The sequence below is a fragment of the Mesorhizobium sp. M0060 genome, from assembly GCF_040323155.1.
Taxonomy (GTDB): domain Bacteria; phylum Pseudomonadota; class Alphaproteobacteria; order Rhizobiales; family Rhizobiaceae; genus Mesorhizobium.
The window spans coordinates 108,482-131,381 of sequence record NZ_JAMYUP010000004.1; the positions used below are offsets into that span (position 1 = coordinate 108,482).

The following is a 22,900-nucleotide window of genomic DNA, read 5'->3' on the forward strand; positions in this document are numbered from 1 at the left end:
GCAAGCCTCATGGCGGTCTATGTCGATGCGGCGATCTGGAAATGGATCGGCCACCGCTGGTGTCATCTGCTGGCAGACGACACCGACGAGTTGCATCGCTTCGCCGCGCAGCTCGGCATCAAGCGCTCGTCCTATCAAGGGCCGCCGAAGACATCGGCGCCGCATTATGACATAACCGGGTTCGAGCGCGACCGCGCGGTGCGGCTCGGCGCTATCGAGTGCAGCCGCGAAGAGATCGTAGCTGTTTTCCGGCGTGTGCGGGTGCCGAAGGGGAAGATGCGATCATGACACCGGTGCGCTGATCGCCGCACGCTGAACCGCAAGACGCAGCAGCGCTTGCGTTTGTCGCGCATCCCCTTTATATGCGCGCTCATTCCACACACGGACTTTGGTGTCTGCCCGGGAGAAATCCGGCTGAAACCTCCGGTGGCGTTCGAGGACCAAGTCCAAAAATGCCTGTGTCCGTGGAGGCTAACCGGAAAGGATCTCAAGAATGGCACTGCCTGATTTCAGCATGCGTCAGCTTTTGGAAGCTGGCATTCACTTCGGCCACCAGACCCACCGCTGGAACCCGAAAATGGCGCCCTACATCTACGGCGCCCGCAACAACATCCACATCATCGACCTCTCGCAGACGGTGCCTTTGCTGCACCAGGCGCTGAAGCAGGTTTCCGACACCGTCGCCAAGGGCGGCCGCGTGCTGTTCGTCGGTACCAAGCGCCAGGCGTCCGACATCGTCGCCGATGCCGCGCAGCGCTCGGCGCAGTATTATGTCAATTCGCGTTGGCTCGGCGGTATGCTGACCAACTGGAAGACGATCTCGAATTCCATCCAGCGCCTGCGCAAGCTCGACGAGATGCTGGCCGGCGAGGCCCAGGGCCTGACCAAGAAGGAGCGCCTCAACCTCGACCGCGAGCGCGAGAAGCTCGACAAGGCGTTGGGCGGCATCAAGGACATGGGCTCGACGCCCGATTTGATGTTCGTGATCGATACCAACAAGGAGGCGATCGCCATCCTCGAGGCCAAGCGCCTCGGCATCCCGGTTGTTGCCATCATCGATTCGAACTGCGATCCGGACAAGATCGACTTCCCGATCCCCGGCAATGACGACGCGGCCCGCGCCATCCAGCTCTATTGCGATCTGATCGCCAAGGCAGCTATCGACGGCATCGCCCGTCAGCAGGGCGCGCTCGGTGTCGATATCGGCGCTTCGGTCGAGGCTCCGGTCGAGCCGGCGCTCGATCAGACCCCGGCCGAGACCCCGGCCGCCCAGACCCCGGAAGCATAGCAGCGAAGGCCGGCTACGGCCTTCATCTTTCCAATATGTTGGCGCGTTAAGCGCTACTGGCGCCAGGCGCATCATCGAGAATCGATGGTGCGTCGGTGCATTTAGACAAAGAGGCGACAATGAGCATTTCGGCTGCACAGGTCAAAGAACTCCGCGACTTGACCGGCGCGGGCATGATGGACTGCAAGGCGGCGTTGAACGAGACCAACGGCAACATGGAAGAAGCCATCGACTGGCTGCGCAAGAAGGGCATTTCCAAGGCCGACAAGAAGGCTGGCCGTACCGCTGCCGAAGGCCTGATCGGCGTCGATTCCGGCGTCCGCGAGGCAGCGATCGTCGAGGTCAATTCCGAGACGGACTTCGTTGCCCGCAACGCCGCTTTCCAGGAGATCGTTGCCAACGTCGCCAAGGTCGCGCTCGCTTATGGCGGCAAGACCGAGGCCGTCGCCGCAGCTCCCTATCCGGGCTCGGGCAAGTCGGTCGCCGAGACCATCAAGGATGCCGTCGGCACGATCGGCGAGAATCTGGGCTTCCGCCGCTCGGCCAAGCTCACCATTGAGCATGGCGCTGTTGCAACCTACGTCCACAATGCGGTTGCCGACGGCCTTGGCAAGCTCGGCGTGCTGGTCGCCATCGAGACGTCAGGCAACGCGCAGGCCGCCAACGCCTTTGCTCGCCAGGTCGCCATGCATGTCGCCGCCACCAACCCGATGGCGCTGACGACGGAACAGCTCGATCCGGCTGCGGTCGAGCGCGAGAAGGCGATCTTCGCCGACCAGGCGCGCCAGTCCGGCAAGCCGGAAGCGATCATCGAGAAGATGGTCGAGGGTCGTCTGCGCAAGTTCTACGAAGAGGTCGTGTTGCTCAAGCAGGCCTTCGTGCTCAATCCCGACATCACCGTCGAGAAGGCGCTGAAGGATGCCGAGAAGGACATCGGCGCGCCGGCCAGGATATCAGCCTATCTGCGCTTCGCGCTCGGCGAGGGCATCGAGAAGGAAGAGACAGATTTCGCGGCGGAAGTCGCGGCAGCGGTCAAGAAGTAAGCCGCGCTCTATCTTTCTGAAAAGACTTTACGGCCGGGTGTCCGCGAGGATGCCCGGCCGATTTCTTGCGCGGTGTCGATGAAGGCCCTCAGCTTCGGCGCCATCGCCGCCCGGCGCGGAAAATAGAGGAACAGCCCCGGCTCGTCGATCGAGGCGTCGCGCAATACCTCGACCAGCCGGCCGGCCTCGATGTCGGCCTTCACCAGCGGCTCGAACAGATAGGCAAGGCCGATCCCGGCTAACGCCATGTCGCGCGCCGACAGCGGATCGGTGACGACGACGCTGCCGCGCGTCTCGACGCTGATATCTTTGCCCTGGTCTGACAGATCCCAACGGTAGAGCGCACGTGATCGCAACAGCCGATAGCCGATGCAGTTGTGGGTGGAGAGATCAGCAAGTGTTCGCGGCTTTCCGTGGCGGCCGAAATAGGCCGGAGAGGCGACAATGGCTGTCCGGAACGGCTGAGTCAGCCGCACCGTCACCATATCCTCAGCGATCATCTCGCCCAGCCGGATGCCGGCGTCGAAACCCTCGCCGACAATATTGCTCAGACGTTCGTCGGTGACGATCTCCATCGTCACGTCAGGGTAACGCTCCGCCATCGCCGTCAGGATGGGCATCAGCGCCAGAGGCAGCGCCACACGCGGCACGTTGATCTTGAGCAGTCCGCTCGCTCTGCCTTTCACCGAGCGAATGCGCTCGATTCTGTCGGTAATGTCTTCCAGCGCCGGTTCTGCCGCGGCGACAAGCGCTTCTCCGGCCTCTGTAAGTGCCACGCTGCGCGTGGTGCGGGCAAACAGTGGCTGGCCGATCCGCTCTTCCACCAGCCGCACCGCGTGGCTGACAGCGGATGGACTCATGCCGAATTCTGCCGCCGCCGAGGCGAAGCCGCCACGCCGCGCGACGGCGACGATGATAGGTAGATGGCTAAGCAGATCGCGGTCCATTCATGCATGGTATCGCATAGTCCATTCAGATAATGCAATCTTATCGGCGGGAAAAGGAGGGCGCATCTTGGGCTGCATCACACGGCGATCGCCGAACAGCCAAGGAGACGTCCGATGACCGACCTAAATTCCGAACAAACCCATAATCTCGAGACCGTACGCAAATTTTTTGATCTGATGCACCGCAAGGACATCGAGGCATGGGGCAACCTTTGGGCTGAAGATGGCCGAATCCTTGTATTCTACCCGCCGGCAGGATTTGGAAGCAGCATCGATGGCAAGGCCGCGATCCTGGCCGCCTTCCGAGGCCTCTTCGGCAATTTCGAATCCTTCGATTCGCAGCTGACAGCCATCTATCCAGCAGCGGATTCGGACGCGATCGTCGTTGAGTACAAGAACCGCGCGGTGCTGATCGGCGGCACTGAATACACCAACAGCAATGTCGCGGTCTTCCGTTTCGAGAGGGGCCTGATCAGCGCCTACCACGATTATTTCGATCCGCGCCGGTTCCAGGTGGTGGTCGATGCGCTGGCCAAGGCCTGACTCGTATCCCAGGCAAGACCTCAATCCCGCTTTTCAAATTTCAGGAGAAAATCCATGACCATGTCCTACTATACGCTCGGCAACAGCGGGCTGCGTGTCACTCGCCTGGCGCTCGGCACCATGACGTTCGGCACGGAATGGGGCTGGGGCGCGGAGAAGGAAACCGCGCGCGCCTTGGTTGATGCCTATGTCGAAGCAGGCGGCAATTTCTTCGATACCGCCGACGCCTATACCGGCGGCACATCCGAGACCTGGCTCGGCGAATTCATCGCCGAGCGGGGCTTGCGCGACAAGGCGGTGATCAGCACCAAATTCAGCATGAACTTTGAGCAGGGCAATCCGAATGCCGGCGGCAACGGCCGCAAGAACATCATACGAGCCGTCGAGGGCTCGCTGAAGCGCCTCGGCACCGATTACATCGATCTCTACATCCTCCATGCCTGGGACAGGCTGACGCCTCCGGAGGAGGTGATGCGGACGCTGGACGATCTGGTCCGCGCCGGCAAGATCCGTCACGTCGGCCTTTCCGACGTCCCGGCCTGGTATGCCAGCCAGGCCCAGGCCGTCGCCGAGCATCGCGGCTACGAACCGGTCTCGGCGCTTCAGCTTGAATACTCGCTGGCCGAGCGCAACATCGAACATGAATTCGTGCCGTTCGGCACGCGCTACGGTGCGGGTATAATGGTCTGGAGCCCGTTGGCCAGCGGCCTGCTCAGTGGGAAATACCGGTCCGATACGTTGAACAAGGCAGGTGGCAGGCTGGAGACGATGCGCGGCTCGACCAATCCCGGTTTCCAGAAATTCAATGATCGCAACTCGGAGATCGTCGCCGAGCTGGAAAAGGTTGCAGGTCAGCTCGGCCGCAGCATGGCTCAGGTTGCCTTGAACTGGGCCGCGACCCAGCCCGGCATTGCATCCGTGATCATCGGTGCGACGAAGCTGGATCAACTCAAGGATAATCTCGGCGCGCTCGATTTCGACATTGCGCAGGAGCTTCGGGCACGGCTCGATGCGGTGAGCCGGCCAATCACACCCTTTCCGTATTCGTTCTTCGGCTCGGAAATACAGGGCGGCCTTACCGGAGGTCAGGCAGTCGGCGACAAGCCGGCTGGCTACATGCCGGACCTGCTCATGCAAGGTGCTTTTGCCGGTGTAAGCTAAAGGCTGGAAGAGAGTTTTCTGGTTCGGGGGCCGGGTGCCAGCGCGGCGCCCTTCGTGTATCGGAACGCCAATGTCTCGGGGCAGCGCCTGCGCGAGGGAGCCACCCCAAGCGTCACACGCACAATGATGAGGACCAGATGACGGTGAAGCCCCTCTACCGACGTGTCTTGCTGAAAGCGTCGGGCGAAGCGTTGATGGGCGAGCAGCATTTCGGCATCGATGTGTCGGTGGTCGATCGTATAGCCGCCGACATCGCCGAGGCCCGCGCCTTGGGCATCGAGGTCGGCGTCGTCATCGGCGGCGGCAACATCTTTCGCGGCGTTGCCGTTGCATCAAAGGGCGGCGACCGCGTCACCGGCGACCATATGGGCATGCTTGCCACGGTCATCAACTCGCTGGCGCTGCGCACCTCGCTCAATAAGATCGGCGTCGATGCCGTGGTGCTATCGGCGATCGCCATGCCCGAGCTCTGCGAAAGTTTTTCGCAGCGTCAGGCAACCGCCTACATGAACCAGGGCAAGGTCGTCATCTTCGCCGGCGGCACCGGCAATCCGTTCTTCACCACCGATTCGGCTGCAGCCCTTCGCGCGGCCGAGATCGGCGCCGATGCGCTGTTCAAGGGGACCCAGGTCGATGGCGTCTATTCGGCTGATCCCAAGAAGGACCCGGATGCGAGACGCTTCGAGCGCATCAGCCATGGCGAAGTCATAAAACGCGGGCTTTCGATCATGGATACGGCGGCGATTGCACTTGCGCGCGAAAACAACATTCCGATAATCGTCTATTCGATCCACGAGAAGGGTGGTTTCGGTGATATCCTGCGTGGCGGCGGCCGTTGCACGGTTGTCGCCGACGATTAATCCGGACCATGAACCCGAAAATGGGACCGGTTCGCGGATTGAGCCTCGAACAGGGTTTTACCCTCAAGGCAGTGAACCCGGGCTAACGGGTCGAGGAGACGATGATGAGTGGCGAATACGACGATCTCAAACGGCGCATGGACGGGGCGATCGCCGCGTTCAAGCATGATCTGGCTTCGCTGCGCACCGGCCGCGCGTCGAGCAGCCTGCTCGACGCCATCCAGGTGCAGGCCTACGGCACCGCCATGCCGATCAACCAGGTGGCAACCGTGTCGGTGCCGGAGCCGCGCATGATCTCGGTTTCGGTCTGGGACAAGTCGATGGTCAGCGCCGTCGATCGCGCCATCCGTGAATCCAATCTCGGCTTCAATCCTATCGTGGACGGAACCAATCTCAGGATCCCGTTGCCCGAACTCAACGAGCAGCGCCGCAAGGAGCTGGTCAAGATCTCGCACGGCTATGCCGAGAATGCCCGCGTCGCCGTGCGTCACGTTCGCCGGGACGGCATGGACTTTCTGAAGAAGGCGGAAAAGGACGGCGACATCAGCGAGGACGACCACCGCAAACGGGCCGACCAGGTTCAGAAACTAACCGACGAGACGATCAGCACCATCGACCACCTGCTTTCCGACAAGGAAGCGGAAATCATGCAGGTCTAGGGTCTGGCCAAGGCTGGCCCGGAAGCGAGAACATGGCAACGCCCGCGCATGTCGCGATCATCATGGACGGAAACGGACGCTGGGCCAAGGCGCGCGGCTTGCCGCGGCTCGCCGGTCACCGCGCCGGCGTCGAGGCGCTGCGCAAGACGGTGCGCGCCGCCCCCGGCCTCGGCATCTCCTTCCTGACCGTCTACGCTTTCTCGTCGGAAAACTGGTCACGGCCGAAATCCGAAGTCAGCGACCTCATGGGCTTGCTGAAACTTTTCATCCGACGCGATCTGGCCGAGCTGCACCAGAGTGGGGTGCGGATCAGGGTCATCGGTGACAGGGCAGGGCTGCAGCCCGACATAAGGGGCCTGCTCGAAGAAGCCGAAACGCTCACTCTCCGCAACGAGGCGCTGACGCTGGTCATCGCCTTCAATTATGGCGGGCGCGACGAGATCGTGCGCACAGCGCGCAAGCTCGCCGCGGCGGTATCGCGCGGTGAGATCGACAGCGAGGCGATCACGGCCGAATCCTTTGCCAGCTCGCTCGATACAGAGGGCATTCCGGATCCGGAACTGGTCATCCGCACCAGCGGCGAGCTTCGGCTGTCGAATTTCCTGTTATGGCAGGCTGCCTATAGCGAGCTCGTTTTCCTGCCTTGCTACTGGCCCGACTTCAGTCGCGAGCACCTGTCCGATGCACTGCGCGATTTCGCCGGCCGCGAGCGCCGCTTCGGCGGACTTGCCGCCCAAGACGTCGCCTCAGGCTGAGGGATGAGCAACCTTCAGCTTCGCGTCATTTCGGCCGTCGTGCTTGCCGTCGTCACGCTTGGCCTGACGTGGCTCGGCGGACTGCCCTTCCGGTTGCTTTGCGCCGCCATGGCGGCGGTGATCTTCTACGAGTGGACGCGGATGAGCCGCCCTGTTGCCCCGGCAGGGGTTAATGCTACGAAAGGTCTCGGCTTTCTGCCCGAAGCGCTGATCGTGGTCTTTGTCGGTGCCCTCATCGCCGGCCTGCCTGCGTCTTTGCTGCTGCCGCTCGTCGCGGCTCTGGTTGCTGTCACTGCCATCGCGGCATCGATGCGCAAGGCAGGACCGTGGGAAGCATCCGGCCTTGCCTATGCGGCCGTGTCCGGCCTGTCGCTGGCTTTCTTGCGTGACGGCGACCGTTCCGGGCTGCTGGCCATTCTCTTCCTGTTCGCCGTGGTTTGGGCGACCGATATTTTTGCTTATTTCGTCGGCCGCTCCGTCGGTGGTCCAAGGCTGGCGCCGTCGATCTCGCCGGGCAAGACGCGGAGCGGGGCGCTCGGCGGAGTCGTCGGCGGCGTGGTGGCCGGGCTGCTTCTGGCCGCCGTCGCCGGAACGGGCAACCTCGTCGTGCTTGGCGTGGTCGCACTGGTGCTTTCGATCGTCGCGCAGGCCGGCGACCTGTTCGAATCATGGGTCAAGCGACGCCACGGCCACAAAGATTCCGGCACGCTGATACCCGGCCATGGCGGCATCATGGACCGGGTCGACGGGCTTGTCGCGGCGGCTTTCGCCCTATACGTCATCGGCTGGATTTCCGCGACCGCCGATCATCCGGCACAGGGGCTGTTTCCGGTTTGAGCGGCATCGTCGGTGGGCCGGCGCGGGCTGCGCCATGGATTCGCCTGGATTGATGTCACAGTCGCGGCGTACCTGCGCCGTGGATGAATTTGAGGTATGAATTGAACGAGATTCTTCACGCGGTTTTCAGCACGGAGGGCTTTGTCCTCGGCACGCTGGTGCCTTTCCTGTTCGTGCTGACCGTGGTCGTGTTCGTCCACGAAATGGGCCATTACCTCGTCGGCCGCTGGTGCGGTATCGGCGCAAAAGCCTTTTCGATCGGTTTCGGCCCTGAGATCATCGGCTTCAACGACAGCCGCGGCACCCGCTGGAAGCTTTGCGCCATACCGCTCGGCGGCTACGTCAAGTTCGTCGGCGACATGAACGCGACGTCAAGCCAGCTCAGCTCGGAGGAGGTCGAGGCGCTGAGCGACGAAGAACGCAAGGTCGCCTTCCACACGCAGCCGATCTGGAAGCGCGCGGCGACGGTCGTGGCGGGGCCGCTGTTCAACTTCCTGCTGACGATCGCCGTCTTTGCCGTGCTGTTTTCCGTCCATGGCCGGCCCGTGCTGGAGCCGATGGTGGCTGAGGTCACCGTCGGCAGTCCGGCAGCGGCGGCCGGCATCATGCCCGGCGACCGATTCGTCAGCGTCGACGGCAGCAAGGTCGAGACCTTTGCCGACGTCCAGCGTCTGGTTTCTGGCCGCGCCGGCGACAGCATCACCTTCGTCATGCTACGCGGCGGCAAGGAAATCACCGTCACGGCGACGCCGCGCTTGATGGAACAACAAGACGCACTGGGTAACAAGGTCCAGGTGGCCGTGATCGGCGTCGTCAACAACAAGGAACTCGGCCAGCCGCGGCTGATCACCTACAGTCCGGCCGGGGCGGTCGGGGCAGCGGTCCAGGAAACCGGACACGTCATCCAGCGCACCGGTCAGTTCCTGCAGCGTTTCGTTGTCGGTCGCGAGGACAAGTGCCAGCTGGGCGGCCCAATCAAGATCGCCAAGATGTCGGGTCAGGCGGCAAAGCTCGGCTTTGAATGGCTGGTGCAGCTTGTTGCATTCCTGTCAGTCGGGATAGGGATTCTGAACCTTCTGCCGATTCCCCCCCTCGACGGAGGGCATCTTCTGTTCTACGGCGTGGAGGCTGTCATCCGGCGGCCGGTGTCCGAACGGATGATGGAAATGGCTTATCGGAGTGGCCTCATCCTGGTGCTCGGCTTCATGGGCTTTGTTTTCTGGAACGATCTGTTTGGGTGCTGAAATCATGAAGAAATTTGGCTTCAGCGCGAGCAATGTTGAGACGCCGTTTACCATGCGTGGGGATATGCGTGACGCGAAAGCCACGCCACAGGGTTAAGTAAATACAAATTAACCAGAAGCCTTGCGTGTAGGGAAAATCCGGTTAATACGGTAGGGGAAATTACCGCACGTCCGGTTTTCTCGCCGTGGGGACTTCGAGAAAAGGTACAAAAGCCCGATGAAGGCAGCATCCAAGTTTCTGAGCGCCGCGTCCGCGGTGGCTATGTCCGCCGCTCTGGTTGTGCCAGGCGCGCTCGCAGTGCAGTTCGTTGCCACATCGGCCGCCGAAGCGGCTGTCGTCTCAAGAGTGGAAGTCACCGGCAATCAGCGTGTCGACGCCGACACCATCCGCAATTATGTGCCGATCAAGCCCGGCAAGGCGTTTTCCAGCTCGGACATCGACGATGCGGTCAAGGCGCTGTTCGGCACCGGGCTGTTTTCGGACGTGCAGATCAACCAGGTCGGCTCGACGCTGGTCATCAAGGTTTCCGAATACCAGGTCGTCAACCAGGTGCTGTTCCAGGGCAACAAGAAGCTCAAGGACAACGCGCTTGAAGCCGCGGTGCAATTGAAGCCTCGCGGCACCTTTTCGCAACAGCAGCTCGATGCCGATGTCGAGGCGGTCAAGGCCGCTTACAGGCGTATCGGCCGCGACGACGCCGCCGTGACCACCCAGATCATGGATCTCGGCGACAACCGCATAAACGTGGTCTTTAACATCAACGAAGGCGGCCGCACCCAGATCGCAGCGATCAATTTCGTCGGCAACAGCGCCTATTCGAGCCGCCGGCTGTCGGACATCATCTCCACCAAGCGCTCGTCCTTCCTTTCGTTCGTGCTGCGCGACGACGTCTATGACGAGGACAAGTTGCGCGCCGACCAGGAGCTGCTGCGCCGCTTCTATTACAATCACGGCTATGCCGACTTCCAGGTCGTCTCGGCTGTCGGCGAGCTCGACGACACCACCAACAAATACACCGTCACCATCACGGTGCAGGAGGGCGAGCGTTATACGTTCGGGGATGTCAGCGTCGAAAGCACGATCCCCGAGGTCGACAGCAAGTCGCTTGAATCGGTGGTCGAGACCCACAAGGGCGATGTCTACAACGCCAAGAACGTCGAGGACACGATCATCGCCTTGACCGAAAAGGTCGCTGGATCCGGCTATGCCTTCGCCCAGGTGACACCGCGCGGCGACCGCAACTTCGAGAACCACACGATCTCGGTCGTTTATACGGTCGACCAGGGTACCAAGGCCTATATCGAGCGCATCGAGATTCGCGGCAACGATCGGACGCGCGACTACGTCATTCGCCGCGAGTTCGATGTCAGCGAAGGCGACGCTTTCAATCAGGTCCTCATCCAGCGCGCGAAGAGGCGGCTGGAAGCGCTCGATTATTTTGAAAAAGTCGAAATTTCCACCGTTCCGGGTTCTGAGCCGGACCAGGTTGTGCTGGTGGTCGATGTGGTCGAGAAATCGACCGGTGAGTTCACGGTCGGCGCCGGTTATTCGAGCGGCGGTGAAACGTCAGGTCCGTCCGTCGAAGGCTCCGTCAGTGAGCGCAACTTCCTCGGTCGCGGCCAATTCATCAAGGTGGCGGCGGGCGGTGGCAAGAACTCGCGCGACTACAGCTTCTCTTTCACCGAACCCTATTTCCTCGGGCGCCGCATCGCGGCCGGCTTCGACATCTACAAGCAGAGCCGAAACTACGACCATTACGACAGCGACACGACAGGCGCGACCGTTCGCTTCGGGCTGCCGATCACCGACAATATCACGACGCAGCTGGCGTATAACATTGCGCAAGAGAAGTACGAGTTCGACGAGGGCTGCGTTCCCATTATCAATGGTGGCACCTGCGACGTCTCCCAGGCGATCGTAAACGGCGTTGAAGAGAGCCCATGGCTCAAGTCCTCGGTCAGCCTCGGCCTGATCTACAATACCATCGACGACATGAAGAACCCGCATGACGGTATTTATGCCAATGTCGGCACGGAAGTGGCCGGAGTCGGCGGCGATGCCAAGTTCATCAAGGTCACGGCGCGCGGCAGCATTTATCAGACGCTGTCCGAACAATTGGATCTGGTGGGTCTCATTTCGGGCGGCGCCGGCCATGTCCAGGGATATGGCAGCGGCGATCTGCGTGTCTTCGACCATTTCCAGAGCAGCGAGCGCATGATCCGCGGTTTCGAATACGGCGGGATCGGCCCGGTTGCTTTGGACAACAGCAATGACCATCTCGGCGGCACCACCTACTTCAATGCCTCGGCGGAAGCGCAGTTCCCGCTGCCGGTCATCCCGGAAAGCTTCGGTTTGCGCGGTGCGGTCTTCGCTGACGCGGCAACGCTCTACGGCAGTAAGATTGCCTCCAATCTCGTCAATCAGTCGACGACCGGCATGGAATGGCGCGCCTCTGTCGGCGTCGGTTTGATGTGGGCGTCGCCCTTCGGCCCGATCCGCATCGACTATGCGATCCCGGTCAAGAAGGAAAAGACCGACGACGTGCAGGAATTCAACTTCGGTATATCGACCCGCTTCTGATGCGCGGGTAACGATGCTTCCGGGTCGTTTGAATCCGGAAGACGGTGATCCGACACTACAGCGCGGCGCGTCCTATCGGACGAGCAAAGGACGCTGTAGCACTTTGATTTGCGCATGATCCTTTCCGAGGATCGATTTCCGATTTTCGGGGTCATGCGCTAGCTGGATATTGCTTCTGGAATGACCGATCCGGTGTTCTTCGCGCCCTCACGCCGGTATACGGCCGGCGAAGTCGCGAATCTGACCGGTTCGACGCTTGTCGATTCCGGTCTCTCCGATGTATCGATCGAGGCTCTGGCGCCTGCCAATGAAGGCGGCGAGAACGCACTTGTCTTCGTCGATGGCAGGCGCAATTTCGCGCTGATGCAGTCACTGCGGGCGGCAGCGGTTCTCTGCCCTGCCGAATTTGCCGGCAAGGCGCCGGCGGGCATTGCGGTTCTGGTGCATCCGCGCCCGCAGCAGGCTTTCGCAATGGTCGGGCGTCTGCTTTTCCCGGCGGCTGCGACGCCTGGACCGATGACCGGCGAAACCGGTATCTCGCCGCACGCCCATGTCGATCCGACCGCCCATGTCGAGGCCGGTGCGATCATCGAAGCAGGCGCGGTCATCGGGCCGCGCGCCGCCATCGGCAGCGGAACCGTCATTGCCCCGCATGCGGTTATCGGTCCTTCCTCACAGATCGGCCGCGACGGCTATGTCGGTCCAGGTGCCAGCGTACAATATGCGTTGATCGGCAATCGCGTCATCATCCATGGCGGTGCCAGGATCGGCCAGGATGGCTTCGGCTTCGTCGCCGGCGCCAAAGGTCCGGAGCGGGTTCCGCAGATCGGCCGCGTTATTATCCAGGATGACGTCGAGATCGGGTCGAATACGACTGTCGATCGCGGCGCTATGTCCGACACGATCATCGGCCAGGGCACCAAGATCGACAATCTGGTGCAGATCGCGCACAACGTTCGCATCGGCCGCAATTGCATAGTGGCCGGGCTTTCGGGTATTTCCGGGTCCGTGACGGTGGGCGACAACGTCACCATGGGCGGCGGCGTCGGCCTTGCGGATCATTTGACCATCGGGTCCGGGGCCAAGCTTGCCGCAAGAAGCGGGTTTATGAGCAATGTGCCTGCAGGTGAGATTTGGGGAGGATATCCGGCGCAGCCGATGGCGGAAGCCATGCGCGAGATAGCGGCCTTGCGCAGACTTGCACGGACGCGCAAACAGGGTGAGGGGGGAAATGGCTGACATCGCAGCGGCGACGCTCGAAGCGGTTGACATAATGCGGCTGATGAAGCTCCTGCCGCACCGCTATCCGTTCTTGATGATCGACCGTATCGTCGACATAGACGGCGACGAATCCGCCATCGGCATCAAGAACGTCACCATAAACGAGCCGCATTTCCAGGGTCATTTCCCGGACCAGCCGGTCATGCCCGGCGTGCTGATCATCGAAGCGATGGCGCAGACGGCCGGCGCCATCTGCATCCGCAGCCTTGGAACGGAAAAGCCATCGCTGGTTTATTTCCTGACCATCGACAACGCCAAATTCCGCAAGCCGGTCGTTCCAGGCGACCAGTTGAAAATCCATGTGAAGAAAATCAAGAAACGCGGCAATCTTCTCAAATTCGCCTGCGAGGCCCTCGTCGATGGCGCCAAGGCGGCGGAAGCCGAGATCTCGGCGATGATGGTCGCAAGCGGCTGATAAACGAATGCTAATGAAGATACAGACAGTCATCCATCCATCGTCGGTCATCGAGGCAGGCGCCCAAATCGGCGAAGGCGCCCGCATCGGGCCCTTCTGCCACGTCGGCCCCGACGCCGTGATCGGCGACCGCGTCGAACTGGTTAGCCATGTCTCGGTGATGGGCGCGACTACCATCGGTGCATCGACAAAGGTCTATCCGATGGCGATACTGGGCGGGCCGCCGCAGAACACCAAGCACAAGGGCGGCCGTACCACGCTGGTGATCGGCGAGAACTGCACGATCCGCGAAGGCGTCACCATGCATCTCGGGACCGATTCCAGCCGCGGCGAGACGACGATCGGCGACAACGGCAACTTCCTTGCCTATGCCCATATCGCCCATGACTGTGTGGTCGGCAAGAATGCCACCTTCGCCAATCAGGCGACGTTAGGTGGCCATTGCGAGGTCGGCGACAATGTCTACATCGGCGGCCTTACCGCGGTTCATCAGTTTGTCCGCATCGGCGACAACGCCTTTCTCGGCGGTTGCTCGGCGATCGTCGGCGACGTCATTCCCTACGCCATCGCGGTTGGCAACCGCGCCAGCCTTCGCGGCCTCAACATCATTGGCCTGAAGCGCGCCGGACTGCCGCGTTCCGAGATCCACTTGCTGCGCAAAGCCTACAAGACGATCTTCGATCGCTCTCGGACGGTCGGCGAAAACATCGAGTTCGCCAAAGCGGAATTCGCCTCGTCGCCGACCGCCATGAAGATCGTCGATTTCATCGCCGGTCGCGGCAAGCGGCACTATGCCGTGCCGTCGCTCAAGGGTGGCGACGGCGACGATACCGATGATCAAGACTGAGGGCAGATGACGAAGATTGAGGCTGCCGGAAAGGGCCTTGATCTCGCGCAAGATGCCAAGGTCGGCATCATCGCTGGCGGCGGCAGTCTCCCGGTCGAAATTGCCCGAGCGCTCGCCCGGCAAGGCAAATCTCCCTTCGTCGTGATGGCGGCGGGCGAGGTCGACCGCATAGCTGATTTCGAGCCCTATGAGCAGGCAACCTTGAGGCTGGAAGACGTCGGCTCGCTGCTGCCGATGCTCAAGCGGCACCACGTTACGCATCTGGTAACCGCGGGTCATATCACGCGCCGCCCCAGGCTGAGCGCCATGCGCCTCAATTTAGGCCTGCTCGCCTGGCTACCCAGCCTTCTCGTCGGTGTAACCCGGGGCGACGACACCGTGCTGAAACTGTTCGTGCGCAGGATCGAGCGCAGCGGCATCAAGGTCGTCGGCGCTCACGAGATCGTGCCGGAACTGGTCGCCGCCGAAGGCCTGCTGACCAAGGCGGCGCCCCGCAAATCCGACTGGCGCGACATCGAGGCGGCGCATGCGGCGGCAAAAGCCATCGGCGCGCTGGATATCGGCCAGGCGGCCGTTGCGGTCGGCGGCCGCGCCATCGCGCTGGAAGGCGTCGAAGGCACAGACGGGCTGCTCGAGCGGACAAAACAGTTACGCGGGCACGGCAGGCTGGCGGGCCGGAGCCGCGGTGTTCTGGTCAAATGCGCCAAGCCCGGTCAGGAACTGCGTGCCGATCTGCCCTCCATAGGCCCGCTGACCGTCGAGGCGGCGCATGCCGCCGGACTGGCCGGCATTGCCGTCGAAGCCGGCCGCTCGCTGGTGCTCGAAGGCCCCGCCACCATCGGGCGTGCCAATGCACTCGGCCTGTTCGTGATCGGCCTGCCTGCTGCGGAGCCGGCGCATGGCGAATGAGCGGCCGTTGAAGATAGCCGTCGTCGCCGGCGAGGAGTCCGGCGACCTGCTTGGCGCCGACCTTGTGCAGGCGCTCAAGCGCTTGACCGGGCGCGAGGTTCGGCTCGTCGGCATCGGCGGTCGCCATTTGCAGGCGCTCGGCTTGGCGCCATTGTTCGACGGCAGCGAGATCGCGCTGATGGGGCTTAGCGCCATTCTGCACGACCTGCCGCGCTTGATGCGGCGGATCGGCCAGACGGCGAACGCGATTTCCGGCGAAAAGCCCGACTGCCTCATCACCATCGACAGTCCGGATTTCTCGCTGCGCGTCGCCAAGAAGGTGCGTGCCGTCGATCCGACGATCCCGATCGTTCACTATGTCTGCCCCAGCGTGTGGGCGTGGCGGCCGGGCAGGGCGGCGGCGATGAAGCCGTATGTCGACCACATTCTTTGCATCCTGCCGTTCGAGGTGAAGGAACTCGCTCGCTTAGGGGGGCCGCCCGGCACCTATGTCGGGCATCGCCTTGCACATGATCCGGGTATCGTTAGTGCCGCCAAGGCGCAGGCGCAGCCGCGTGACCTGTCCGCCGACCGCGTGAAAAAGTTGCTTGTATTGCCCGGCTCGCGTCGCGGCGAGGTGCGACGCTTGGTCGGGCCGTTCGGCAAGACGGTGTCGATCCTGCGGGCGCGCGGGCACCGCCTGCGCCTGTTGCTGCCGACGGTGCCGCACGTCGCCGACCTGGTCAGGACCTCGGTGGCAAGCTGGGACGAGAAGCCGGAGATCATCCTCGATGCCGAACGCAAATGGCAGGCCTTCGGCAAGGCCGATGCGGCGCTGATCGCATCGGGAACGGTGTCGCTGGAATTGGCGCTGGCGGGTGTGCCGATGATCTCCTGCTACCGGCTCGATCTGGTCATGCGCATGGCGCAGGGGCTCATCAAAGTGTGGAGTGCAGCCTTGCCCAACCTCATCGCCGACCGGCCGGTCGTGCCGGAACACTACAACCAGTATGTGCGGCCGCATTATCTGGCGCGGCAGCTGGAGGCGCTGTTCTCCGATACCGCCTACCGCGCTTGGCAGAAGGACGGTTTTGCCGAAATCGCCGGGCGCATGGCGACCGACAAGCCGTCAGGCGAGATTGCTGCGGGGGTGGTGATGGGGATGGTGGGGAGTAGGTAGTGAATGGTGAATAGTAAATAGTATTTGCTATGGACAGGGAGTTGCGCTCCGCTTCACCATTCACCATTCACCATTCACCATTCACCATTCACCATTCACCATTCACCATTCACCATTCACCGCTTCGCGATCGGCACGTAGTCCCGTTCCGGCGCGCCGGTATAGAGCTGGCGCGGGCGACCGATCTTCTGGTGCGGGTCCTCGATCATCTCCTTCCACTGCGCGATCCAGCCGACGGTGCGGGCGACCGCGAACAGCACGGTGAACATGGTGGTGGGGAAGCCCAGCGCCTTCAGCGTGATGCCGGAATAGAAATCGACGTTCGGATAGAGCTTCTTCTCGATGAAATAGGAATCGGTCAGCGCGATCTTTTCCAGCTCCATGGCGATGTCGAGCAGCGGATCGTCCTTGATGCCGAGCTCGCCCAGGACCTCATGCGCGGTCTTCTGCATGATCTTAGCGCGCGGGTCGTAGTTCTTGTAAACGCGGTGGCCAAAGCCCATCAATCGGAACGGATCGTTCTTATCCTTGGCGCGCGCAATGAATTCCGGGATGTGATCGACATGGCCGATCTCGCCCAGCATGTTCAGGGCTGCCTCATTGGCGCCGCCATGTGCAGGGCCCCACAGACACGCGATGCCGGCGGCGATACAGGCAAAGGGATTGGCGCCCGACGAGCCGGCCAGGCGGACGGTCGAGGTCGAGGCGTTCTGTTCGTGATCGGCGTGCAGGATAAAGATACGCTCCATCGCGCGCGCCAGCACCGGGTTGATCTTGTATTCCTCGCAAGGCACGGCGAAGCACATATGCAGGAAGTTGGCTGCGAAATTCAGCTCGTTCTTCGGATAAATGAACGGCTGGCCGATATGGTATTTATAGGCCATCGCCGCGATCGTCGGCATTTTGGCGATCAGCCGCATCGAGGCGACCATGCGCTGATAGGGGTCCGAGATGTCGGTGGAATCGTGATAGAAGGCCGACAGCGCGCCGACCACGCCACACATCACCGCCATCGGATGCGCATCGCGGCGGAAGCCGGTGAAGAAGCGCGACATCTGCTCATGCACCATGGTGTGGCGCGTCACCCGGTAGTCGAAATCGTCCTTCTGTGCCTTGGTCGGCAGTTCTCCGTAGAGCAAGAGATAGCAGACTTCGAGGAAGTCGCCGTGCTCGGCCAGCTGGTCGATCGGGTAGCCGCGGTGCAAAAGAATGCCGGCATCGCCATCGATGAAAGTGATTTCCGATTCGCAGCTTGCCGTCGACGTAAAGCCGGGATCGTAGGTAAAAACGCCGGTGGTGTTATAGAGCGAACCGATGTCGATGACATCAGGTCCTACCGAACCGCTTCGTATCTTGAGTTCATGGGTTTTGCCGCCGAGTTCCAGTTTTGCCGTCGACGCTTGGGTTTTGCCGCCAAATTCCATTTTTGTCGCAGGTTCGGTCATAGCAAACTCCTTTTTGATTCCTCAGGCCGGCAAAGCAAAAATATCTGAACCCAACACGTCCAAAGCATCGGAATACGCACATTTGCGCCCGCAATTGAATCTGCGCGCCAGATTAGGCCAAGACCCAATGTTGCACTGCGAAACACACCTTTCAATGCCAATCTTCTTGGGCCAGTTTCCTAATCGATTTGATCGGCGATCCGCGCCAGGCTTTCCTCGCGGCCAAGCACGGCTAGCACATCGAAGACGCCTGGCGAGGTGCTTTTGCCGGTGAGCGCGGCGCGCAAAGGTTGGGCCACGGCGCCGAGTTTGTGGCCGCCAGCCTGCGCATAGGCGCGGATCGCGGCTTCCGCCGAGGCGGCAGACCAGTCCGAAACCGTGGCCAGTGCCGCGTGAGCGCCCCGCAGGATTGCGCGCGCCTCGCCGCCGAGCAGCGCTGCTGCCTTTTCGTCGCCCGGCCGCGGCCGGGCGACGAACAGGAATGCAGCCCCTTCAACAAGTTCGACCAGCGTCTTGGCGCGCTCCTTCAAGCCCGGCAAAGCGGCAAGCAATTGCGCCTTGCGTCTGTCGTCGAGGCGCGCGGCGATCGCCGGACCGCCTTCGAGATAGGGCAGAGTGGCGATGAAGATATCGAGCAGCGCCGCGTCATTCATGCGGCGCATATGCACGCCGTTCAGCGCCTCGAGCTTGGCGAAGTCGAAACGGGCGGCGCCCTTGTTGACGTCGCCGATGTCGAACCATGCAATCATGTCGGCGATCGACATGATCTCGTCGTCGCCATGGCTCCAGCCAAGCCTCGCCAGATAGTTGAGCAGCGCCTCCGGCAGGTAGCCCATGGCGCGATAAGCCTCGACGCCGAGCGCACCGTGCCGCTTCGACAGCTTGGCGCCGTCGGCACCGTGGATCAGCGGGATATGCGACATCGACGGCACCTCCCAGCCCATGGCGCGATAGATCACCGTCTGGCGGGCGGCGTTGGTCAAATGGTCGTCGCCGCGGATGATGTGGGTGACGCCCATGTCGTGATCGTCGACGACGACGGCATGCATGTAGGTCGGATTGCCGTCCGAGCGCAGAATAATGAAATCATCGAGATCCTTGTTGGGGAAGCGGACCTCGCCTTGCACGAGATCATGCACCACCGTCTCGCCGTCTGTCGGCGCCTTGATGCGGATCGCCCCCTTTGCGCCGGCCGGCGCCTCCGACGGGTCGCGGTCGCGCCAGCGGCCGTCATAGCGGGGAGGCAGCCCCTTGGCCCGCGCGCTCTCGCGCATTGCTTCCAGCTCGGCAGGCGTCGCATAACAGTAATAGGCTTTGCCCATGCGGACGAGCTCCTCGGCCACCTCGCGATGGCGCGGCGCGCGCTCGAACTGCGACACCGGCTTCCCGTCCCATGTCAGGCCCAGCCAGGAAAGCCCGTCGAGAATGGCCGCGGTTGCCGCATCGGTGGAGCGCTCGCGGTCGGTGTCCTCGATGCGCAGCAGCATCGTGCCGCCTGTGTGCTTGGCATACAGCCAGTTGAACAGCGCCGTGCGCGCGCCGCCGATATGCAGGTAGCCGGTGGGCGAAGGGGCAAAACGGGTGACGACCTTGTCGGGCATGGAACTCTCAGGCAGGCGAAGGAAGTGGGTTTGCGGACTTTCGCGCGTTGCGCGTTCATGTAGCATAGGGGGTCGAGGGCGCAAGGGGCAGACCCGATGGCTGTGCGAGGCCGGGTTGCAGGCAAGGGCGAGGACGCGGTCAACGGCGTCAGCGAACGTTTGCTGTTTGCCACGCCCCTGCCTGTCCTGCCGGCACCGGCATCGCTGCCCGCTCCGCGCATTGATCCCCGGATCCTGCCGGCGGGCGATCCAGCAACGGTTACGGTGCCTGCGGTCGAGCCCATCGTGCGTCTGCGCCGGCGCTGGCGGCTCCTTGCACCGTCCAGCATCCGCAAGGGCGTAGCCTCGGCGGCCGGCCTTGAACTCGACCGCGGCGTCGCCTTCTTGCTGGTGCCGGTGTTCCTGGCATGCGGGGTGGTTGTGTATTTCTCGCTGGCGGTGGAGCCGTCCTTTCCACAGCCGATCGCAATCGTGCTCCTCGCGGCGCTTTGTGCCGTCCTCTGGCGGTCGTGGCCCAGAACCCGCCTGTGCTTCATGGTGGCGTTGCTCTGCGCGCTTGGCGTGCTTGCCGCCAAGTTCGAGACCTGGCGTGTCGGAACGCATATGCTCGGTTCCGAAATCTCGACGCGGCTGACGGGTCGCGTCGTGTCGTTCGAGCCCATGGCGAGCGGCCGCATCAGGCTGACGATCGACGTGATCTCGACCGCCCGGCCGACACTGCGCTACATGCCGGAACGGGTCCGCGTTTCGGCGATGAAGATACCGGCTGAGCTGACCGCAGGTTCCGAGATCACCGGCTATGTGCGGCTGCTGCCGCCGACCGGCCCGGTGCGGCCCGACAGCTACGACTTCTCCTTCGACAGCTATTTTGCCGGTATCGGCGGCAGCGGCTTTTTCCTCGGCAATCCAAAAGTCGTGCCGTCGGGCGGCATGCCGCTTGCTGCGCGGCTTTCTTCGGCGGTCGAGGATGCCCGCGAATCGATCGCCGACCATATCCGCAGCCGCATCGGCGGCGCCGAGGGGGAAATTGCAGCCGCGCTGATCGTCGGCGTGCGCGCCGGCATTCCCGAGGAGATCAACGAAGCGATGCGGCGTACCGGCATCTACCACATCATCTCCATCTCAGGGCTGCATATGGCGTTGGTCGCCGGCACCATCATGGCCCTCCTGCGCGGCGCCTTTGCGCTGTTTCCCAACTTCTCATCGCGACGGCCGGTCAAGAAATATGCCGCGGCCGCCGCGCTTTTTTCGATTGCGGCGTACCTCGTCTTTTCCGGCATCGTGGTGGCGGCCGAACGCAGCTTCATCATGCTGGCGGTGATGCTTATCGCCGTGCTGTTCGACCGGGCCGCGCTCACCATGCGCAATCTGGCGATCTCGGCCATCGCGGTCATCCTGGTGTCGCCGCACGAGGTGGTCGGTCCGAGTTTCCAGATGTCCTTCGCCGCGACTGCGGCCCTTGTCGGCGCCTATGCCGGCTGGTCCGATTACCGCGCCGGCAGGGCCACCACGCCGCCACCGCGGCGGTCGCCGCTACGCTTCGCCACCCGAAAGGTTCTGTTGGGCATGGGCGGCCTCGCGATGACCTCGATCATTGCAGGGGGCGCCACGGCGCTTTTCGCTATATGGCATTTCCAGCGCGTGGCGCCGCTCAGCCTGTTCGCCAATCTGGCGATCATGCCCATTGTCTCGCTGGTCGTCATGCCTTGCGCGGTCCTCAGCGCGCTGGCGATGCCGTTCGGCGCGGATGGGCCTTTCCTCTATGTGATGGGCAAGGGGCTGACGGCGATGATCGCCCTGTCCGGATGGATCTCCGAGCGCTCGCCGATCGACGCGGTCGGGCTGATTTCGCTGAGATCGGTCCTTCTGGTGACGATTGGTCTCATAATTGCCAGCATGGCCACGACCTGGCTGCGGCTCGCGGCACTTCCTTTCGCGCTCGCCGGCTTGCTGACGACTACGCAGACGCGCGCACCCGACGTATTGATCTCGGAGGACGCACGGCTGGTCGCGCTGCCGATCGGCAGCGGTGAACTCGCGGTCAACCGAGCACGCCCGAATGAATTCACCATCGACAACTGGAAACGCGCCCTGACCTCCGAGGCCATCGTCGCGCCGGAAACACCGGGAAAGAACGACCCGCAATTCGACATTGCCGACCCAGCCGATCTGCCAGCGGGCATGCCTTTCATTTGCACGGAGGGCCTCTGCCTTGCCCGCCATCCATCCGGTGCGATTGTCGCGCAAGCCAAGGACCGGGATTCTGCGCGGCCAGCCTGTGCTTTTGCCAGTTTGATCGTCATCGACGACGCCACCACCCATAACCCCTGCTACTACGACCGGCTGGTCCTCGTCGTCACCAAACGGCAACTGGCGCGCGCGGGAAGTGCCGCCGTGTATTTCGATCCACAAGCGGCAACGCGCGCAGAAATCCGCTTCGCGGTCGAAAAATCATACCGGCCCTGGCATATGCAGCGGAAGTTTTCACGCGAGGCCAGAGGCCTGCCGCCATATCGCAAGGCCGACAAGCCTAAGCCGGCACCACACCCAAGGGCGCAACTCAGTAGCGGCGGATCAGCCCGACGAGTTTGCCTTGCACCTTGACCCTGTCTGGCCCGAAGATGCGCGTCTCATAGGCCGGATTAGCGGCTTCCAGGGCGATCGAGGCGCCCTTGCGGCGGAACCGCTTCAGCGTCGCTTCCTCCTCGTCGACCAGAGCCACCACGATCTCACCGGGGCTCGCCGTATCGGCATTGCGGATGATGACCGTGTCGCCGTCGAAAATGCCGGCCTCGATCATCGAATCGCCTTTGACCTCAAGCGCATAATGCTCGCCGCCCATGATCATGTCCGGCGGCACGGAGATCGAATGCGTCTGGTGCTGGATGGCGTCGATCGGCACACCGGCGGCGATGCGGCCCATCACCGGAATCGACACGGCGACGACGACATCGTCGTCATTGCCGGCTGCAGGGACGCGCGACGATGTCGGCTTGCCTTGCCGTCCCAGGCTGCCCTGCCCAGGACCGCCTTGCCCAAGACTGCCCTGGATGACGCTCGGCGAGAACTTGCGTGCCGCATTGAGGCCTGGGGCGATCGAGTCGGGCAGGCGCAGCACCTCCAGGGCACGGGCCCTGTTGGGCAAACGGCGAATGAAGCCGCGCTCCTCCAGCGCCGTTATCAGCCGGTGGATTCCTGATTTGGAAGCCAGGTCGAGCGCTTCCTTCATCTCGTCGAAGGAGGGCGGGATACCGCTTTCCTTAAGCCTTTCGTGGATGAACATCAGCAGTTCGTGTTGTTTGCGTGTCAGCATAGCGACCCCCAA

At 62.6% G+C, this 22,900-nt stretch carries 21 protein-coding genes; 17 read left to right on the top strand and 4 right to left on the bottom strand.

Translation table 11 applies throughout. The features are described from left to right. Positions 1 to 9 precede the first annotated feature (9 nt). The 3 genes from NKJ94_RS06045 (at position 10) to tsf (ending at position 2,331) form a co-directional block, all read left to right on the top strand. On the top strand, positions 10 to 288 hold the full coding sequence (locus NKJ94_RS06045) for a DUF4031 domain-containing protein (protein ID WP_352523560.1): 279 nt from the start codon (positions 10 to 12) through the stop codon (positions 286 to 288). Positions 289 to 493: 205 nt separating this feature from the next. Then, the gene (gene rpsB / locus NKJ94_RS06050; RefSeq protein WP_352523562.1) at positions 494 to 1,288 is read left to right on the top strand and encodes a 30S ribosomal protein S2; all 795 of its coding nucleotides are present in this window, start codon (positions 494 to 496) and stop codon (positions 1,286 to 1,288) included. Between the two features lie 119 nt (positions 1,289 to 1,407). Then, positions 1,408 to 2,331: a translation elongation factor Ts gene (gene tsf / locus NKJ94_RS06055; protein ID WP_352523563.1), complete on the top strand. Its 924-nt coding sequence runs from the start codon at positions 1,408 to 1,410 to the stop codon at positions 2,329 to 2,331. A gap of 8 nt (positions 2,332 to 2,339) precedes the next feature. Here the strand turns inward: tsf and NKJ94_RS06060 are convergent, their stop codons facing one another. After that, positions 2,340 to 3,278 (bottom strand): LysR family transcriptional regulator, encoded by a 939-nt coding sequence (locus NKJ94_RS06060; RefSeq protein ID WP_352523564.1) that lies wholly within the window; start codon positions 3,276 to 3,278, stop codon positions 2,340 to 2,342. A gap of 114 nt (positions 3,279 to 3,392) precedes the next feature. Between NKJ94_RS06060 and NKJ94_RS06065 the strand changes: the two genes are divergently transcribed. The 13 genes from NKJ94_RS06065 to lpxB all read left to right on the top strand — a co-directional run bounded on the left by NKJ94_RS06065 (position 3,393) and on the right by lpxB (position 16,529). Next, positions 3,393 to 3,821, top strand: coding sequence for a nuclear transport factor 2 family protein (locus NKJ94_RS06065; protein ID WP_352523566.1), 429 nt, complete (start codon positions 3,393 to 3,395; stop codon positions 3,819 to 3,821). 54 nt (positions 3,822 to 3,875) lie between these two features. Continuing rightward, on the top strand, positions 3,876 to 4,982 hold the full coding sequence (locus NKJ94_RS06070) for an aldo/keto reductase (RefSeq protein WP_352523567.1): 1,107 nt from the start codon (positions 3,876 to 3,878) through the stop codon (positions 4,980 to 4,982). A 137-nt stretch (positions 4,983 to 5,119) separates the two neighbouring features. Beyond that, positions 5,120 to 5,842 carry a UMP kinase gene (gene pyrH / locus NKJ94_RS06075; RefSeq protein WP_352523569.1) on the top strand — a complete coding sequence of 241 codons (723 nt, stop codon included), beginning with the start codon at positions 5,120 to 5,122 and terminating at the stop codon, positions 5,840 to 5,842. Between the two features lie 104 nt (positions 5,843 to 5,946). Further along, positions 5,947 to 6,501: a ribosome recycling factor gene (frr, locus tag NKJ94_RS06080; protein ID WP_084642476.1), complete on the top strand. Its 555-nt coding sequence runs from the start codon at positions 5,947 to 5,949 to the stop codon at positions 6,499 to 6,501. 32 nt (positions 6,502 to 6,533) lie between these two features. Next, entirely contained in the window at positions 6,534 to 7,256 is a 723-nt protein-coding gene (locus NKJ94_RS06085; protein ID WP_352523571.1) for an isoprenyl transferase, read from the top strand. A gap of 3 nt (positions 7,257 to 7,259) precedes the next feature. Further along, the gene (locus NKJ94_RS06090; protein WP_352523573.1) at positions 7,260 to 8,093 is read left to right on the top strand and encodes a phosphatidate cytidylyltransferase; all 834 of its coding nucleotides are present in this window, start codon (positions 7,260 to 7,262) and stop codon (positions 8,091 to 8,093) included. Positions 8,094 to 8,194: 101 nt separating this feature from the next. Further along, complete coding sequence (gene rseP, locus NKJ94_RS06095) at positions 8,195 to 9,337, top strand: RIP metalloprotease RseP (RefSeq protein WP_352523575.1); 1,143 nt, start codon at positions 8,195 to 8,197, stop codon at positions 9,335 to 9,337. 217 nt (positions 9,338 to 9,554) lie between these two features. After that, positions 9,555 to 11,918, top strand: a complete 2,364-nt coding sequence (bamA, locus tag NKJ94_RS06100) for an outer membrane protein assembly factor BamA (RefSeq protein WP_352523577.1) — start codon at positions 9,555 to 9,557, stop codon at positions 11,916 to 11,918. A 180-nt stretch (positions 11,919 to 12,098) separates the two neighbouring features. Next, positions 12,099 to 13,157, top strand: a complete 1,059-nt coding sequence (lpxD, locus tag NKJ94_RS06105) for a UDP-3-O-(3-hydroxymyristoyl)glucosamine N-acyltransferase (RefSeq protein ID WP_352523580.1) — start codon at positions 12,099 to 12,101, stop codon at positions 13,155 to 13,157. Then, the gene (gene fabZ, locus NKJ94_RS06110; protein ID WP_023674942.1) at positions 13,150 to 13,614 is read left to right on the top strand and encodes a 3-hydroxyacyl-ACP dehydratase FabZ; all 465 of its coding nucleotides are present in this window, start codon (positions 13,150 to 13,152) and stop codon (positions 13,612 to 13,614) included. The genes lpxD and fabZ overlap by 8 nt, the downstream gene beginning before the upstream one ends. Positions 13,615 to 13,627: 13 nt before the next feature. Further along, the gene (lpxA, locus tag NKJ94_RS06115) at positions 13,628 to 14,461 is read left to right on the top strand and encodes an acyl-ACP--UDP-N-acetylglucosamine O-acyltransferase (protein ID WP_352523581.1); all 834 of its coding nucleotides are present in this window, start codon (positions 13,628 to 13,630) and stop codon (positions 14,459 to 14,461) included. A 6-nt stretch (positions 14,462 to 14,467) separates the two neighbouring features. Further along, complete coding sequence (locus NKJ94_RS06120) at positions 14,468 to 15,370, top strand: LpxI family protein (RefSeq protein ID WP_352523583.1); 903 nt, start codon at positions 14,468 to 14,470, stop codon at positions 15,368 to 15,370. After that, positions 15,360 to 16,529 carry a lipid-A-disaccharide synthase gene (lpxB, locus tag NKJ94_RS06125; RefSeq protein ID WP_352523585.1) on the top strand — a complete coding sequence of 390 codons (1,170 nt, stop codon included), beginning with the start codon at positions 15,360 to 15,362 and terminating at the stop codon, positions 16,527 to 16,529. The genes NKJ94_RS06120 and lpxB overlap by 11 nt, the downstream gene beginning before the upstream one ends. Positions 16,530 to 16,645: 116 nt before the next feature. Here lpxB and gltA read toward each other — a convergent pair whose 3' ends face one another. After that, positions 16,646 to 17,974 carry a citrate synthase gene (gltA, locus tag NKJ94_RS06130; RefSeq protein WP_352523587.1) on the bottom strand — a complete coding sequence of 443 codons (1,329 nt, stop codon included), beginning with the start codon at positions 17,972 to 17,974 and terminating at the stop codon, positions 16,646 to 16,648. Positions 17,975 to 18,153: 179 nt separating this feature from the next. Beyond that, positions 18,154 to 19,575, bottom strand: a complete 1,422-nt coding sequence (gene gltX / locus NKJ94_RS06135; RefSeq protein ID WP_352523589.1) for a glutamate--tRNA ligase — start codon at positions 19,573 to 19,575, stop codon at positions 18,154 to 18,156. Positions 19,576 to 19,671: 96 nt separating this feature from the next. Here gltX and NKJ94_RS06140 point away from each other — a divergent pair, with 96 nt between their 5' ends. Then, a complete protein-coding gene (locus tag NKJ94_RS06140) occupies positions 19,672 to 22,179 on the top strand; it encodes a ComEC/Rec2 family competence protein (RefSeq protein ID WP_352523591.1) in 2,508 nt (835 codons plus the stop codon). On the opposite strand, the gene lexA is transcribed toward NKJ94_RS06140, so the two are convergent. Then, positions 22,136 to 22,888: a transcriptional repressor LexA gene (lexA, locus tag NKJ94_RS06145; protein ID WP_352523593.1), complete on the bottom strand. Its 753-nt coding sequence runs from the start codon at positions 22,886 to 22,888 to the stop codon at positions 22,136 to 22,138. The genes NKJ94_RS06140 and lexA overlap by 44 nt on opposite strands. Positions 22,889 to 22,900 lie beyond the last annotated feature (12 nt).

What these genes read in the sequence shown, in the direction of transcription:
- NKJ94_RS06045 (WP_352523560.1), top strand. Translation starts at nt 10, where the DNA reads ATGGCGGTCTATGTCGATGCGGCGATCTGGAAATGGATCGGCCACCGC.
- rpsB (WP_352523562.1), top strand. Translation starts at nt 494, where the DNA reads ATGGCACTGCCTGATTTCAGCATGCGTCAGCTTTTGGAAGCTGGCATT.
- tsf (WP_352523563.1), top strand. Translation starts at nt 1,408, where the DNA reads ATGAGCATTTCGGCTGCACAGGTCAAAGAACTCCGCGACTTGACCGGC.
- NKJ94_RS06060 (WP_352523564.1), bottom strand. Translation starts at nt 3,278, where the DNA reads ATGGACCGCGATCTGCTTAGCCATCTACCTATCATCGTCGCCGTCGCG.
- NKJ94_RS06065 (WP_352523566.1), top strand. Translation starts at nt 3,393, where the DNA reads ATGACCGACCTAAATTCCGAACAAACCCATAATCTCGAGACCGTACGC.
- NKJ94_RS06070 (WP_352523567.1), top strand. Translation starts at nt 3,876, where the DNA reads ATGACCATGTCCTACTATACGCTCGGCAACAGCGGGCTGCGTGTCACT.
- pyrH (WP_352523569.1), top strand. Translation starts at nt 5,120, where the DNA reads ATGACGGTGAAGCCCCTCTACCGACGTGTCTTGCTGAAAGCGTCGGGC.
- frr (WP_084642476.1), top strand. Translation starts at nt 5,947, where the DNA reads ATGAGTGGCGAATACGACGATCTCAAACGGCGCATGGACGGGGCGATC.
- NKJ94_RS06085 (WP_352523571.1), top strand. Translation starts at nt 6,534, where the DNA reads ATGGCAACGCCCGCGCATGTCGCGATCATCATGGACGGAAACGGACGC.
- NKJ94_RS06090 (WP_352523573.1), top strand. Translation starts at nt 7,260, where the DNA reads ATGAGCAACCTTCAGCTTCGCGTCATTTCGGCCGTCGTGCTTGCCGTC.
- bamA (WP_352523577.1), top strand. Translation starts at nt 9,555, where the DNA reads ATGAAGGCAGCATCCAAGTTTCTGAGCGCCGCGTCCGCGGTGGCTATG.
- lpxD (WP_352523580.1), top strand. Translation starts at nt 12,099, where the DNA reads ATGACCGATCCGGTGTTCTTCGCGCCCTCACGCCGGTATACGGCCGGC.
- fabZ (WP_023674942.1), top strand. Translation starts at nt 13,150, where the DNA reads ATGGCTGACATCGCAGCGGCGACGCTCGAAGCGGTTGACATAATGCGG.
- lpxA (WP_352523581.1), top strand. Translation starts at nt 13,628, where the DNA reads ATGAAGATACAGACAGTCATCCATCCATCGTCGGTCATCGAGGCAGGC.
- NKJ94_RS06120 (WP_352523583.1), top strand. Translation starts at nt 14,468, where the DNA reads ATGACGAAGATTGAGGCTGCCGGAAAGGGCCTTGATCTCGCGCAAGAT.
- lpxB (WP_352523585.1), top strand. Translation starts at nt 15,360, where the DNA reads ATGGCGAATGAGCGGCCGTTGAAGATAGCCGTCGTCGCCGGCGAGGAG.
- gltA (WP_352523587.1), bottom strand. Translation starts at nt 17,974, where the DNA reads ATGACCGAACCTGCGACAAAAATGGAATTTGGCGGCAAAACCCAAGCG.
- gltX (WP_352523589.1), bottom strand. Translation starts at nt 19,575, where the DNA reads ATGCCCGACAAGGTCGTCACCCGTTTTGCCCCTTCGCCCACCGGCTAC.
- NKJ94_RS06140 (WP_352523591.1), top strand. Translation starts at nt 19,672, where the DNA reads ATGGCTGTGCGAGGCCGGGTTGCAGGCAAGGGCGAGGACGCGGTCAAC.
- lexA (WP_352523593.1), bottom strand. Translation starts at nt 22,888, where the DNA reads ATGCTGACACGCAAACAACACGAACTGCTGATGTTCATCCACGAAAGG.